Genomic DNA, 15,146 nt, shown 5'->3' on the forward strand with positions numbered 1-15,146 from the left:
TGTAGCGCTGCCTGCACGAAGCGTTATTCTCCTCAGACGCATCACGGAGACCGCCACTCGCTACCACGGGTGACGATTTTCGAACTGCTCGTGATGGAAGCTCTGCCTCTGGGAGTCCCGTGTACCCACACGTCGGGGTTGACGCCTCGGGCCTGGCTACGCTGCGTGCATCGGTCGTTGACCGCTTGCGCGGCTTCGTCCCCACCGCGTACGCCGTCCCCGCATTTGCCGCCCCTGCACCTGCCGGCCCTTGCTACGCCCTGGCCGAACGCAGTGCGGCGGTCGGAAGACGCAGCACCCGCGCCGCCTCGACCGCCACGTCGACCGTCCGCCGTCCCACGGCCGACAGCGACAGCGCGCGCATGATGGATCTCGTCGAGCGCGCACAGGCCGGTGAGGCGGACGCCTTCGGCCGCCTGTACGACCAGTACAGCGACACCGTGTACCGCTACATCTACTACCGCGTGGGCGGCAAGGCGACCGCGGAGGACCTCACCAGCGAGACCTTCCTCCGCGCGCTGCGCCGTATCTCCACGTTCACCTGGCAGGGCCGCGACTTCGGCGCCTGGCTGGTCACGATCGCTCGCAACCTGGTCGCCGACCACTTCAAATCCAGTCGTTTCCGACTGGAAGTGACCACCGGTGAAATGCTCGACGCCAATGAGGTGGCGCGCAGCCCCGAGGACTCCGTCCTGGAGTCCCTCTCCAACGCCGCGCTGCTCCAGGCCGTCCGGCGACTCAACCCCCAGCAGCAGGAGTGCGTCACCCTGCGGTTCCTCCAGGGCCTCTCGGTCGCCGAGACCGCCCGCGTGATGGGCAAGAACGAGGGCGCGATCAAGACCCTCCAGTACCGAGCCGTGCGGACGCTCGCCCGACTCCTGCCGGACGACGCCCGCTGACGACCTCTGCGTGACCGTCCCGTCACGCACTGGTCCGATCATCTTTCGCGCGTAACCCAAGTGCCGCGCACGTCGTTGTGCCGGTTGCAGGCCCCCTGTCGTCACCACCTGTCCGTCTCCGCTCACTCCATCGAGTGGAATCGCTCAAGGTGGGCAACCTTCCGGACCGCCAGGGGAGTCGACCGTCATGACGAGAGGAGGTGCCGCCAGTGATCGCAAACGTTTCGGCACACCGGCGGGCGAACGCCTTCGCCCAGGCCCTGGAGGAGCAGACCCCCCAGGGTGCGGCGGCCGCAGAGCCCGCTGAGCCGGCCGACCAGGCCGACCGCGGACCGCTGTTGGCCCTGGCGAACGGCCTCGGTGAGCTACCGAAGCCGCAGTTGGACCCCGAGGTCAAAGTGGTGCAGCGAGCCCAGCTCGTCGCCGCCATGGAGGCCATGTTCGCCGAGGGCGGCGCGTCCACGGGCCCTACGGTGCCCGTGCAACGGGGCAAGGGGGCCCACCGGGCCTCACCACTGCGGAAACTGCGACCCCGCTCCCGCTGGGCGAAGGGGCTCACCGCCGGCGGGCTCACCGTCGGCGTGGCCGCGGGAGCCTTCGGCGGAGTGGCCGCCGCCAGCTCCGACGCCCTCCCCGGTGATTCGCTGTACGGGCTCAAGCGCGGGATGGAGGACATCAGCCTCGGCATGGCCAAGGGCGACGCCGACCGCGGCGAGGCCTATCTCGACCAGGCCTCCACCCGGCTCAGCGAGGCCCGCAGACTCATGGAGCGCGGCCGCTCCGGCACCCTGGACCACGAATCCCTCGGCGCCGTCAGACGCGCACTCAACGGCATGTCCCACGACGCCTCCGAGGGCCACCGCCTGCTCCGCTCCGCCTACCAGCGCGACGGAGCGATCGGCCCCATCCAGACCCTGGACACCTTCTCCCGCTCGCACCGCGACACCTGGAGCAGCCTCCGCGACCGGCTGCCCGTCCAGCTCACCGACGTCCGCGACGAGGTCACCTCCGTCTTCGACGCCATGGACGAGGAAGTCGCGCCGCTCCAGTCCCTCCTTCCCCGCCCCCCCGGCGAGGACAAGGGCACCGGACGCTCCGACACCACCACCGCCCCGGGCAAGGGCTCCCCCCGCACCGACGCCACCGCACCTCCGGCCTCCCCCGAGAAGCCCGGAGACCGCACCGACGGCAGCACGGACCCCCAGCCCCCCGGCTCGCCGGACTCCTCCGACGCCACCCCGGACGACGGCCTCCTCGGCGGCGGCACGGACGGCCTGCTGGACGAGCTCCCCACGGACGAGCTCACCCCGCCGCCCTCCGAGAACCGTCCGAGCGCACCCGCCGCCCCGGACGTCACGTTGCCCCCGCTCCTCCCGGGGCTCCTCCCGGGCCTCGGCATCGACGGCGAGAACCTCCGGCCGTAAGGCCGAAACGGAAGGGGCCGGCACGCGATCCGCGTACCGGCCCCTTGCTCGTCAGAGGGTCAGAAGAAGACCGACCGCCGCTGCACCAGCAGCTTGTACAGCGTGTGCTGGATCTGCTCCCGCACCTGGTCCGTCAGGTTGAACATCAGCATCGGATCCTCCGCCGCCTCCGGCGGATAGCCGTCCGTCGGGATCGGCTCACCGAACTGGATCGTCCATTTCGTCGGCAGCGGCAGCGCACCCAGCGGCCCCAGCCACGGGAACGTCGGCGTGATCGGGAAGTACGGGAAGCCCAGCAGCCTGGCCAGCGTCTTCGCGTTGCCGATCATCGGGTAGATCTCCTCCGCCCCCACGATCGAGCACGGCACGATCGGCGCACCCGCCCGCAGAGCCGTCGACACGAACCCGCCCCGCCCGAAGCGCTGCAGCTTGTAGCGCTCGCCGAACGGCTTGCCGATGCCCTTGAACCCCTCGGGCATCACCCCGACGATCTCGCCCCTCTCCAGCAGCCGCTGCGCGTCCTCCGCACAGGCCAGCGTGTGACCGGCCTTGCGCGCCAGCTCGTTGACGACCGGCAGATGGAAGACCAGATCGGCGGCGAGCAACCGCAGATGCCGCTCGGCCGGATGGTTGTCGTGCACCGCGACCTGGAGCATCAGCCCGTCCAGCGGCAGCGTCCCGGAGTGGTTGGCCACGATGAGCGCCCCGCCGTCCGACGGGATGTTCTCGATGCCCTTCACCTCGACCCGGAAGTACTTGTCCGCCAGCGGACGCAGCGCCGACATCAGGACCTGATCGGTGAGCTCCCGGTCGTACCCGAACTCGTCGACGTCGTAATCACCGGTGACCCGCCGCCGCAGGAACGCGAGCCCGCCCGCGATCCGCCGCTCCCAGCCCCCGGCCGACGAGCGGCCCGCGTCCGGACCGGACTCCCCGGGCCCGCCGTCCGTCTCCTCGGCCTCCGGGGACCCGTCGGGCAGGAGGCCGGGCTGGTCGGGCACCTGCGCCCCCGGCAGGGCGCTCACCGGAGCGGCGGAGCCGTCGCCCCGACCGCTGCCACCGCCGGCCCCGGTCCTGCGCCGCGCGGGACGCGCACCGCCACCGGACCGCGAACGGTCGTCGTCGAACGGAATGACCTTGGCATCCGCCATCGTGGGTGCGCTCCTCTACCTGGCGCCGTGAGTCGTCTGTGCCGCACCGGACCCGCGCTCCCGCGGTCCGGCGCCCTTCGGCAGCGGCAACGCCGCCAGCCGGTCCACCGCCCTGCCCACCGTCTCCGGCGGCAGCAGCCCGGGCCCCCGGCTCCGCGCGAACTCCGCGAAGGTCTCCGCCGTGGTGAACTCCGGCCGGAAACCGAGGGTCTCGCGCATCTGCACCGTCGAGACCACCCGGCCGTGGGTGAGAAGCCGGATCTGTTCCGGCGAGAAGTCGGTCATGCCGATCGTACGGAGCGCCGAGCCGACCCACGTGACGGCCGGCAGCAGCACGGGAACGGTGGGCTTCCCCAGCCTCCGCGAGCACTGCGACAGCAGCAGCACCCCGTCACCGGCGATGTTGAACGTGCCGCTGTTCAGCGTTCCGCGCCGGGGCTCGCTCGCCGCGATCCCGAGGACGTCGATCACATCGTCCTCGTGCACGAACTGGAGCCGCGGGTCGTAGCCGAAGACGGTCGGCAGGACGGGCAGCGACAGATAGTCGGCGAGCGGTGAGTCCGGGTGCGGCCCCAGGATGTTGGCGAACCGCAGCACGCACACCGCCACGTCCGGCCTGCGGCGGGCGAAGCCCCGTACGTACCCCTCGACCTCCACCGCGTCCTTCGCGAAGCCGCCGCTCGGCAGCGACTTGGGCGGGGTGGTCTCGGTGAACACGGCGGGGTCGCGGGGCGCCGACCCGTACACGCTCGTGCTGGACTTCACCACGAGCCGCTGCACCGTCGGCGACTTCTGGCAGGCGCCGAGCAGCTGCATGGTGCCGATGACGTTGGTCTCCTTGATCGCCGTCCGGCCGCCGGCGCCGAGCGCCTTGCCGGAGACGTCCAGGTGGACCACCGTGTCGACGGCGTACTCGGCCAGGATCCGCGCTATGGCCGACTGCCGGATGTCGGCGCGGACGAACTCCGCGTCGCCCAACTGGTGCGGGGGCGCAACCGCGTCGACCGCGATCACCCGGTCGACCCCGGGATCGCGCTGGACGCGCCGGACGAAGCGGCCCCCCAGCTGCCGGGCCACTCCTGTGACGAGGACGACCTTCCCCAAGACCAGTGCCTTCCGTCGGCCCGGAAAGCCTGACCCGGCTCCCCTGCTTCCCGCGGTAACTTCCCTGGCGGTCACCGTAGCGGGTGGACGGTTCCCTGTAACGCACCGCAGCCCCTCCACCGGAACGGCGGAGGGGCTGCGGATCTCACGAACTGCGTTCGCTTACTTCTTGTTGCGACGCTGAACGCGCGTGCGCTTGAGCAGCTTGCGGTGCTTCTTCTTGGCCATCCGCTTGCGCCGCTTCTTGATAACAGAGCCCACGACTACCCTCGCTCACTTCTTCTTCACTGGTGCGGGGCGTCTGGGCCCACACGACCTACGTCGGCCTAGCCTACCCGCCACTGTCCGAGGGACGTAATCCGCGGGCCACCCGAGGCTGACTCAGGCTGATTCCACCCCCACAAAGGACTCGCGGAGATACGCGTGAACCGCTTGCTCCGGCACCCGGAAGGACCTGCCCACCCGGATCGCCGGCAGATGACCGCTGTGCACCAGGCGGTACACCGTCATCTTCGACACTCGCATGACCGAGGCGACTTCCGCCACGGTCAGAAACTTGACCTCGTTGAGAGGCCTCTCGTTGTCAGCAGCCATGATCCACCTGTCCCTCCGCACCGGACGCGCACCGGCTTCCCCTCCGGTGACTCTTCGTCGTTGTGCGCTCACTCCCCAGATTAGGGGCGGGTGGTGCGAGTGGGGAAGAGGGGAGGCGATCGACGGCTTACTGTGACAGACAGGCCCGATTGAGCACATAGCGCGTCAACGGCCGGTAGAACGGCGCCCGTACGCCGTCGTCGAGCGGAACGACCACGGACACCCGCCCCTCCGCCTCCCCCACGAACAGCGCCGGGTCGTCCGTGTCCGCCGGACCGATCGCCTCGATCCCCAGCTGACCTGCACCGCAGACCCAGCCGTGGTCCCCGATCACCAGCTCGGGCAGCACCCCGAGCCGCTCCGCCGCGTCCTGCAGCGCGAGCCGCACGGGAAGCGGCGAATGGGTGTGCGCGCCGGTCTCGCCCCCGGTGGGCCGCCCCCCGGGTTCGCGTACCAGGGCGACACCCCGTACGTAGTCGAGACGGTACGGACGTACGCCAAACCGGGTCGTTATGTCGACACATCTCCCCTGCGCGGGGGTGAGAACAGGACAGCCCGCCGCCGACAGAGCGTCTGCCAGCCCGGCGTAGAAACCGAGCAGCCGGTCCGGATGCCCGGTCCCCAGCAGCACCGGAGCCCGCCGCTCGGCCACCAGCGCCAACCGCTCGGCGAACGCGTCCAGCGCCGCCACCGTCCGATCCGGATCGATCGCATCGGGGCCGCTCACATGCGCGGGGTCGCCCGAGACCCCGCACCGGTCCGCCATCAGCCGCAACAGCTCACCCTCGCTCCAGGCACGCTCGGGCGCCAGCCCCAGCATCACCCGCGGATCCCGGGCGGCGAACAGCCGGTAGCTGCGCAGACTGGTCTCGCGCGACGTGGCCACGGGCCCGGCCAGCCGGGCCGCCAGCAGATGGGCGCGCAGCGCCCCGGTGCTCAACACCCCTGGGATGCTGCCGTACGGCAGCGCCGGAACGGGCCGGAATGCCGTTACGCCCCACCGTTGGCGTAACGCACGGCACAATGCCCCGCGCGACGCCCGGACCGCGTACGTACGCACATGCGGACCGGCAGCGCCCGCCGCACCTCAGGTCAGCAGCCCCCGCAGCGGGAAGGCGGCCTTCCGGGACGCGAGCACCGCCTGGTCCAGCCGGTCCGCCGGGTCGTACCCGTCCTCCCACGCCTTCCACGACGGCGTACGCCCGTCCGTCATCCGGCCGGGCCCCAGCTGCCGCGTACGGGCGTAGACGAGATCGCGCCAGGACGGCGGCACCACCGACTCCGGATCGACGGGAGCGTGCGCCGCGATCCCCACGAGGTGCGTCCACGACCGGGGCACCACGTCCACCACCGCGTACCCACCGCCGCCGAGCGCCACCCAGCGCCCGTCGGCGTGGTCGTGGGCCAGCCGGTGGCAGGACTCCATGACCGCCCGCTGCGCGTCCAGCGACACCGCGAGGTGGGCGAGCGGGTCCTCGAAGTGGGTGTCGGCCCCGTGCTGGGTGACGAGCACCTGGGGCCGGAAGTCGGCCAGCAGCTCGGGCACCACCGCGTGGAAGGCCCGCAGCCACCCCTCGTCCCCGGTCCCCGCGGGCAGCGCCACGTTCACCGCGGATCCCTCGCCGTCACCGGCCCCGGTCTCCTCCGGCCACCCGGTCTGCGGGAAGAGCGTCCTCGGGTGCTCGTGCAGCGAGATCGTCAGGACGCGCGGGTCCTCCCAGAACGCGGCCTGCACCCCGTCCCCGTGGTGGACGTCCACATCGACGTACGCGACCCGCTCAGCGCCCAGCTCCAGCAGCCGGGCGATGGCGAGCGCCGGGTCGTTGTAGACGCAGAACCCGGCGGCCGAACCCGGCATGGCGTGATGCAGTCCTCCGGTGAAGTTCACCGCGTGCTCGGTCTCGCCCCGCCACACGGCCTCCGCCGCCCCGACGGACAGCCCGGCGATCAAGGCGGATGCCTCGTGCATCCCGGTGAACGCCGGATCGTCCACGGTCCCGAGCCCGTAGTTCTGGTCAGCGGCCCGCGGATCCACGGAGGCGGCCCGCACCGCCGCCACGTAGTCCTGCCGGTGCACGAGCCGCAGGGTGGAGTCCCCCACCGGCTTCGCCGACCGCAGATCCACCGCCGTATCGAGCCCGAACGCCCGCACCAGCCCCATCGTCAGGGCCAGTCGGACCGGGTCCATGGGGTGGGTGTCCCCGAAGTCGTATCCCGTAACTGCGTCATCCCACATCAGCTGTGCGCGGCCGCTCATGCCCGCCACCGTATCGGGCGGGCTCCGGCCCGAACGCGCGGGCATACACGAGCGTCGCCAGCACCAGAACCATCGGTACGAGCATGGCCCCGCGATGGCTCCACGCATCACCCAGAGCGCCCACGAGCGGCGAACCGACCAAGAATCCGACATAGTTGAAGATATTCAGCCGGGCCACGGCCGCATCGCTGTTCTCCGGGAACATCCGCCCGGCGGCGGCGAAGGTCTGCGGCACGATCACGCAGAGCCCGAACCCGAGCATCGTGAACCCGAGCATCCCCACCCGGGCCCCGGGCGCGACCGCCACGACCGCGAACCCGCCGGCCGCCAGCAGGCTCCCGCCCCGCACCACGGCGACCGCCCCGAACCGCCGCACCCCGAGGTCCCCCACAGCCCGCCCCAGTAGGGTCGTCACCATGTAGACGTTGTACGGGACGGTCGCGAGCTGCTCCGAACCGCCCAGCACGTCCTGGAGGTACTTGGCACTCCAGTTGGAGACGGTCGAGTCCCCGATGTAGGCAAAGGTCATGATGAGGCAGAGCGGCAGCAACAGCTTGAACGAGAGCGCCCCGCCGGCACCGCCCCCGACACCGCCCTTCGTGCCGTCCGGCGCCTTGCCTTCCGTGTACCACCGGCTCCCGATCAGCGCGGTGGGCAGCAGCACGGCGACGACGGGCAGGTAGGACGCGAGCAACGACAACTCCCACCGCGCCCCGGCCCATGCCAGGGAGGCCCCCGCGATCCCGCCGAGACTGTAAACGGCGTGAAAGCCGGTCATGATGCTGCGTCCGTACGCGCGTTGGAGGCTGACGCCCAGCATGTTCATGGAGGCGTCGAGCGCCCCGACGGCCAGCCCGAACACCCCGAGGGCGACGGCGGCGTGCCACATCTCCCGCCCCGCGCCCACTCCGAGCAGAGCCAGGAGGACGAGGGGCTGGACCCATCTCAGGACGACGCTCGGCCGCACCCGCGCGACCACCCTCTCGGTGGCCACGCTGCCGGCCCCCGCCAGGATCGGGACAGCGGCGAGGAAGACGGGCAGCAGCCCGTCGGATATCCCGTACCGGTCCTGGATGGCGGGGATACGCGTCACCAGAAGAGCGAAGGCCACGCCTTGAACACCGAAGCTCAGCCCCAGGGAGGCCCTGCCGTGCCGCAAGCCCGCATCAGTCATGGCCGCGAGCGTAGAGCCAGGCTCTACCCGTGGGTAGATGGATCAGCCGAGCAGTTTCCGGAGGGGCGATGTCCTCAGGAGGGGCTTCAGGCAAGCAGTTGGGGCAGCTGGGCCATGTCCGAGAAGTGTCCGGTCACTCCGACGAGCCGTTCGGCGGGCACCATCGAGGTGAACCCGTACACGTCCATGCCGGCCGCCCGGGCCGCTTCGACGCCGAGCGGGCTGTCCTCGATGACGACGCACCGCCCGGGGGCGACGCCCATGCGCTCGGCGGCGTACAGGAACAGGTCCGGCGCCGGCTTGCCCCGCCCGACATCCTCCGAGCTGAAGATCCACTCCTCCTCGAACCACTGGTCGATCCCGGTCTTGCGGTGCCCGACCCGGATCCGCTCATGACTCCCGGAGGAGGCGACGCAGTAGTCCACTCCGTCCGCGACGAGCTTCCCGAGCAGTTCCTCGGCTCCGTCGACCGCCACCAGCTCCTGCTGGAAAGCGGCGAACGTACGGGCGCTGAGCGTGGAGTCGAAGTCTTCGGGCAGCTTCTGCCCGGTCCTCTCCAGGACGAGGTCGTGGACGCGGTGCACGGCGGACCCCATGTAGTCACGGAGCGATTCCTCGTACGAGGTGAAGTGACCGAGTTCGGTCAGGTAGCCGGAGAGGACGGTGTTGGCGAGCGGCTCGCTGTCGACGAGCACACCGTCGTTGTCGAAGATGACCAGTTCGTAGCGCATGGTCCGACCCTAGACGTTCAGAACGCAGAAAAGCCCCGTGCCACAAGGGCACGGGGCTTTCCACAAAGATTGTTCGGCGGTGTCCTACTCTCCCACAGGGTCCCCCCTGCAGTACCATCGGCGCTGAAAGGCTTAGCTTCCGGGTTCGGAATGTAACCGGGCGTTTCCCTAACGCAATGACCACCGAAACACTATGAAAATTTGAACACCGGGCAACAACACGGCTGTTCGTTATTTCAGAACTAACACAGTGGACGCGAGCAACTGAGGACAAGCCCTCGGCCTATTAGTACCAGTCAGCTCCACCCGTTACCGGGCTTCCACATCTGGCCTATCAACCCAGTCGTCTACTGGGAGCCTTAACCCCTCAAGAGGGTGGGAATACTCATCTCGAAGCAGGCTTCCCGCTTAGATGCTTTCAGCGGTTATCCTTTCCGAACGTAGCCAACCAGCCATGCCCTTGGCAGGACAACTGGCACACCAGAGGTTCGTCCGTCCCGGTCCTCTCGTACTAGGGACAGCCCTTCTCAATATTCCTACGCGCACAGCGGATAGGGACCGAACTGTCTCACGACGTTCTAAACCCAGCTCGCGTACCGCTTTAATGGGCGAACAGCCCAACCCTTGGGACCGACTCCAGCCCCAGGATGCGACGAGCCGACATCGAGGTGCCAAACCATCCCGTCGATATGGACTCTTGGGGAAGATCAGCCTGTTATCCCCGGGGTACCTTTTATCCGTTGAGCGACAGCGCTTCCACAAGCCACTGCCGGATCACTAGTCCCGACTTTCGTCCCTGCTCGACCCGTCGGTCTCACAGTCAAGCTCCCTTGTGCACTTACACTCAACACCTGATTACCAACCAGGCTGAGGGAACCTTTGGGCGCCTCCGTTACTCTTTAGGAGGCAACCGCCCCAGTTAAACTACCCATCAGACACTGTCCCTGATCCGGATCACGGACCCAGGTTAGACATCCAGCACGACCAGAGTGGTATTTCAACGGCGACTCCACAACCACTGGCGTGGCCGCTTCACAGTCTCCCACCTATCCTACACAAGCCGAACCGAACACCAATATCAAACTATAGTAAAGGTCCCGGGGTCTTTCCGTCCTGCTGCGCGAAACGAGCATCTTTACTCGTAGTGCAATTTCACCGGGCCTATGGTTGAGACAGTCGAGAAGTCGTTACGCCATTCGTGCAGGTCGGAACTTACCCGACAAGGAATTTCGCTACCTTAGGATGGTTATAGTTACCACCGCCGTTTACTGGCGCTTAAGTTCTCAGCTTCGCCACCCCGAAGAGCAGCTAACCGGTCCCCTTAACGTTCCAGCACCGGGCAGGCGTCAGTCCGTATACATCGCCTTACGGCTTCGCACGGACCTGTGTTTTTAGTAAACAGTCGCTTCTCGCTGGTCTCTGCGGCCACCCCCAGCTCACCGAGTAAATCGGATCACCAAGAATGGCCCCCCTTCTCCCGAAGTTACGGGGGCATTTTGCCGAGTTCCTTAACCATAGTTCACCCGAACGCCTCGGTATTCTCTACCTGACCACCTGAGTCGGTTTAGGGTACGGGCCGCCATGAAACTCGCTAGAGGCTTTTCTCGACAGCATAGGATCATCCACTTCACCACAATCGGCTCGGCATCAGGTCTCAGACTCATGCACGACGGATTTACCTACCGTGCGTCCTACACCCTTACCCCGGGACAACCACCGCCCGGGCTGGACTACCTTCCTGCGTCACCCCATCGCTTACCTACTACAAGTCTGGTTCATCGGCTCCACCACTACCCTCAACTCCGAAGAGATCGGGCCGGCTTCACGGACTTAGCATCGCCTGATTCAGTACTGGGCGTTTCAAAGCGGGTACCGGAATATCAACCGGTTGTCCATCGACTACGCCTGTCGGCCTCGCCTTAGGTCCCGACTTACCCTGGGCAGATCAGCTTGACCCAGGAACCCTTAGTCAATCGGCGCACACGTTTCTCACGTGTGTATCGCTACTCATGCCTGCATTCTCACTCGTGAACCGTCCACAACTCGCTTCCGCGGCTGCTTCACCCGGCACACGACGCTCCCCTACCCATCCACACAGGCGTTGGCCCTATATGTGTGAATGACACGACTTCGGCGGTACGCTTGAGCCCCGCTACATTGTCGGCGCGGAATCACTTGACCAGTGAGCTATTACGCACTCTTTCAAGGGTGGCTGCTTCTAAGCCAACCTCCTGGTTGTCTCTGCGACTCCACATCCTTTCCCACTTAGCGTACGCTTAGGGGCCTTAGTCGATGCTCTGGGCTGTTTCCCTCTCGACCATGGAGCTTATCCCCCACAGTCTCACTGCCGCGCTCTCACTTACCGGCATTCGGAGTTTGGCTAAGGTCAGTAACCCGGTAGGGCCCATCGCCTATCCAGTGCTCTACCTCCGGCAAGAAACACACGACGCTGCACCTAAATGCATTTCGGGGAGAACCAGCTATCACGGAGTTTGATTGGCCTTTCACCCCTAACCACAGGTCATCCCCCAGGTTTTCAACCCTGGTGGGTTCGGTCCTCCACGAAGTCTTACCTCCGCTTCAACCTGCCCATGGCTAGATCACTCCGCTTCGGGTCTAGAGCGTGCAACTCAAACGCCCTATTCGGACTCGCTTTCGCTACGGCTTCCCCACACGGGTTAACCTCGCTACACACCGCTAACTCGCAGGCTCATTCTTCAAAAGGCACGCAGTCACGACTGCATGTGCAAGCACACACAGCGACGCTCCCACGGCTTGTAGGCACACGGTTTCAGGTACTATTTCACTCCGCTCCCGCGGTACTTTTCACCATTCCCTCACGGTACTATCCGCTATCGGTCACCAGGGAATATTTAGGCTTAGCGGGTGGTCCCGCCAGATTCACACGGGATTTCTCGGGCCCCGTGCTACTTGGGTGTCTCTCAAACAAGCCGCTGATGTTTCAGCTACGGGGGTCTTACCCTCTACGCCGGACCTTTCGCATGTCCTTCGCCTACATCAACGGTTTCTGACTCGTCTCACAGCCGGCAGACCGTAAAAGAGAGATCCCACAACCCCGCATGCGCAACCCCTGCCGGGTATCACACGCATACGGTTTGGCCTCATCCAGTTTCGCTCGCCACTACTCCCGGAATCACGGTTGTTTTCTCTTCCTGAGGGTACTGAGATGTTTCACTTCCCCTCGTTCCCTCCACACTGCCTATGTGTTCAGCAGCGGGTGACAGCCCATGACGACTGCCGGGTTTCCCCATTCGGAAACCCCCGGATCAAAGCTTGGTTGACAGCTCCCCGGGGACTATCGTGGCCTCCCACGTCCTTCATCGGTTCCTGGTGCCAAGGCATCCACCGTGCGCCCTTAAAAACTTGGCCACAGATGCTCGCGTCCACTGTGCAGTTCTCAAACAACGACCAGCCACCCACCACCCCACCCGCAACGGATGAGTTCACTGGGGCCGGATCAGAAGGAACAACCATAACGGCCGCACCCTCAGACACCCAACAACGTGCCCGACACAATCAACCCGTTCCCGTTTTCCACGCCGAAGCAGTACTCACGAAACCGTGCTCATCGTGCCGAATAGTCAACGTTCCACCCATGAGCAACCAGCACCGGACATTCGCCGATGTACTGGCCTCTGACCAAACCGAAGCCTGGTAAGAAATGCTCCTTAGAAAGGAGGTGATCCAGCCGCACCTTCCGGTACGGCTACCTTGTTACGACTTCGTCCCAATCGCCAGTCCCACCTTCGACAGCTCCCTCCCACAAGGGGTTGGGCCACCGGCTTCGGGTGTTACCGACTTTCGTGACGTGACGGGCGGTGTGTACAAGGCCCGGGAACGTATTCACCGCAGCAATGCTGATCTGCGATTACTAGCAACTCCGACTTCATGGGGTCGAGTTGCAGACCCCAATCCGAACTGAGACCGGCTTTTTGAGATTCGCTCCGCCTCACGGCATCGCAGCTCATTGTACCGGCCATTGTAGCACGTGTGCAGCCCAAGACATAAGGGGCATGATGACTTGACGTCGTCCCCACCTTCCTCCGAGTTGACCCCGGCAGTCTCCTGTGAGTCCCCATCACCCCGAAGGGCATGCTGGCAACACAGAACAAGGGTTGCGCTCGTTGCGGGACTTAACCCAACATCTCACGACACGAGCTGACGACAGCCATGCACCACCTGTATACCGACCACAAGGGGGGCACCATCTCTGATGCTTTCCGGTATATGTCAAGCCTTGGTAAGGTTCTTCGCGTTGCGTCGAATTAAGCCACATGCTCCGCTGCTTGTGCGGGCCCCCGTCAATTCCTTTGAGTTTTAGCCTTGCGGCCGTACTCCCCAGGCGGGGAACTTAATGCGTTAGCTGCGGCACCGACGACGTGGAATGTCGCCAACACCTAGTTCCCAACGTTTACGGCGTGGACTACCAGGGTATCTAATCCTGTTCGCTCCCCACGCTTTCGCTCCTCAGCGTCAGTAATGGCCCAGAGATCCGCCTTCGCCACCGGTGTTCCTCCTGATATCTGCGCATTTCACCGCTACACCAGGAATTCCGATCTCCCCTACCACACTCTAGCTAGCCCGTATCGAATGCAGACCCGGGGTTAAGCCCCGGGCTTTCACATCCGACGTGACAAGCCGCCTACGAGCTCTTTACGCCCAATAATTCCGGACAACGCTTGCGCCCTACGTATTACCGCGGCTGCTGGCACGTAGTTAGCCGGCGCTTCTTCTGCAGGTACCGTCACTTTCGCTTCTTCCCTGCTGAAAGAGGTTTACAACCCGAAGGCCGTCATCCCTCACGCGGCGTCGCTGCATCAGGCTTTCGCCCATTGTGCAATATTCCCCACTGCTGCCTCCCGTAGGAGTCTGGGCCGTGTCTCAGTCCCAGTGTGGCCGGTCGCCCTCTCAGGCCGGCTACCCGTCGTCGCCTTGGTAGGCCATTACCCCACCAACAAGCTGATAGGCCGCGGGCTCATCCTTCACCGCCGGAGCTTTCAACCCCGTCCCATGCGGGACAGAGTGTTATCCGGTATTAGACCCCGTTTCCAGGGCTTGTCCCAGAGTGAAGGGCAGATTGCCCACGTGTTACTCACCCGTTCGCCACTAATCCACCACCGAAGCGGCTTCATCGTTCGACTTGCATGTGTTAAGCACGCCGCCAGCGTTCGTCCTGAGCCAGGATCAAACTCTCCGTGAATGTTTACCCGTAATCGGGTGCACACACACGAGAGCGGAACAACCGGTCGGAATAAGACCCGTTGTTCACAGCGTCCTCGCTGTGTTATCGCCTACCACCACCACATGGTGGCCGTAGGACTTTCAAAGGAACCACCAACCTGCCGAAGCAGGCCGGGGTATCAACATATCTGGCGTTGACTTTTGGCACGCTGTTGAGTTCTCAAGGAACGGACGCTTCCTTCGGTCCCGTATCACCGGGGCCCTCCGGGCGCTTCCCTTCGTTCTTGCGTTTCCGACTCTATCAGACTCTTTCGTGTCCGATTCCCGGTCGAAGCGGGCCGTACAGTTTCGCTTTCCAGGTTCTCCGCTTTCGCGCTTTCCCTTTCCGGCGAGTCCGACTCTATCAGATCCTTTCGGGCCTGATTCCCAGTCAGTGGGGCTTGTCTTCCCGGCTGTTGGGCCGTTCCGACGAGTGAGACTTTAGCGGAGTCCTGGGCCCCGACGCTAATCGGGGGCGTTCCTTCGAACGCGGATTCCTCATTTCGCGCAGGCACGCGAAAAGGCATACGACGTGATGTCGCGTGTCTTCTCGTGGTTACTGCGGAAAGGC

The 15,146-nt window shown here is 65.6% G+C and carries 10 protein-coding genes and 3 rRNA genes; 2 read left to right on the forward strand and 11 right to left on the reverse strand.

All coding sequences use genetic code 11. From position 1 onward, the window contains the following. Nucleotides 1–119 precede the first annotated feature (119 nt). Nucleotides 120–899 (forward strand): ECF subfamily RNA polymerase sigma factor, BldN family, encoded by a 780-nt coding sequence (locus RNL97_RS14055; RefSeq protein WP_030593395.1) that lies wholly within the window; start codon nucleotides 120–122, stop codon nucleotides 897–899. 209 nt (nucleotides 900–1,108) lie between these two features. After that, complete coding sequence (locus RNL97_RS14060) at nucleotides 1,109–2,323, forward strand: DUF5667 domain-containing protein (protein ID WP_030593391.1); 1,215 nt, start codon at nucleotides 1,109–1,111, stop codon at nucleotides 2,321–2,323. Between the two features lie 59 nt (nucleotides 2,324–2,382). On the opposite strand, the gene RNL97_RS14065 is transcribed toward RNL97_RS14060, so the two are convergent. The 11 genes from RNL97_RS14065 to RNL97_RS14115 form a co-directional block, all read right to left on the reverse strand. Beyond that, on the reverse strand, nucleotides 2,383–3,474 hold the full coding sequence (locus tag RNL97_RS14065) for a lysophospholipid acyltransferase family protein (RefSeq protein ID WP_030593387.1): 1,092 nt from the start codon (nucleotides 3,472–3,474) through the stop codon (nucleotides 2,383–2,385). Between the two features lie 15 nt (nucleotides 3,475–3,489). Next, entirely contained in the window at nucleotides 3,490–4,578 is a 1,089-nt protein-coding gene (locus RNL97_RS14070; protein ID WP_030593383.1) for an NAD-dependent epimerase/dehydratase family protein, read from the reverse strand. A gap of 162 nt (nucleotides 4,579–4,740) precedes the next feature. Further along, the gene (locus RNL97_RS14075; protein ID WP_003948845.1) at nucleotides 4,741–4,839 is read right to left on the reverse strand and encodes a 30S ribosomal protein bS22; all 99 of its coding nucleotides are present in this window, start codon (nucleotides 4,837–4,839) and stop codon (nucleotides 4,741–4,743) included. Between the two features lie 120 nt (nucleotides 4,840–4,959). Further along, nucleotides 4,960–5,172, reverse strand: coding sequence for a helix-turn-helix domain-containing protein (locus tag RNL97_RS14080; RefSeq protein WP_029182680.1), 213 nt, complete (start codon nucleotides 5,170–5,172; stop codon nucleotides 4,960–4,962). A 127-nt stretch (nucleotides 5,173–5,299) separates the two neighbouring features. Further along, a complete protein-coding gene (locus tag RNL97_RS14085) occupies nucleotides 5,300–6,115 on the reverse strand; it encodes a phosphatase (protein WP_030593379.1) in 816 nt (271 codons plus the stop codon). Between the two features lie 144 nt (nucleotides 6,116–6,259). Beyond that, nucleotides 6,260–7,429: an acetoin utilization protein AcuC gene (locus RNL97_RS14090; protein WP_030593376.1), complete on the reverse strand. Its 1,170-nt coding sequence runs from the start codon at nucleotides 7,427–7,429 to the stop codon at nucleotides 6,260–6,262. Continuing rightward, complete coding sequence (locus tag RNL97_RS14095) at nucleotides 7,398–8,603, reverse strand: MFS transporter (RefSeq protein ID WP_313750757.1); 1,206 nt, start codon at nucleotides 8,601–8,603, stop codon at nucleotides 7,398–7,400. The genes RNL97_RS14090 and RNL97_RS14095 overlap by 32 nt, the downstream gene beginning before the upstream one ends. Nucleotides 8,604–8,689: 86 nt before the next feature. Further along, the gene (locus tag RNL97_RS14100; protein ID WP_243314269.1) at nucleotides 8,690–9,334 is read right to left on the reverse strand and encodes an HAD family hydrolase; all 645 of its coding nucleotides are present in this window, start codon (nucleotides 9,332–9,334) and stop codon (nucleotides 8,690–8,692) included. A gap of 71 nt (nucleotides 9,335–9,405) precedes the next feature. Then, nucleotides 9,406–9,522, reverse strand: a 5S ribosomal RNA gene (rrf, locus tag RNL97_RS14105). 78 nt (nucleotides 9,523–9,600) lie between these two features. Beyond that, nucleotides 9,601–12,724 (reverse strand): 23S ribosomal RNA (locus tag RNL97_RS14110). Nucleotides 12,725–13,027: 303 nt separating this feature from the next. Beyond that, nucleotides 13,028–14,555: ribosomal RNA gene (locus RNL97_RS14115) — 16S ribosomal RNA — on the reverse strand. Together the 16S, 23S and 5S rRNA genes form the textbook arrangement of a ribosomal RNA operon. Between the last annotated feature and the right edge of the window lie 591 nt (nucleotides 14,556–15,146).

The sequence above is a fragment of the Streptomyces parvus genome (assembly GCF_032121415.1).
In the GTDB taxonomy this organism is placed as follows: Bacteria; Actinomycetota; Actinomycetes; order Streptomycetales; family Streptomycetaceae; genus Streptomyces; species Streptomyces globisporus_A.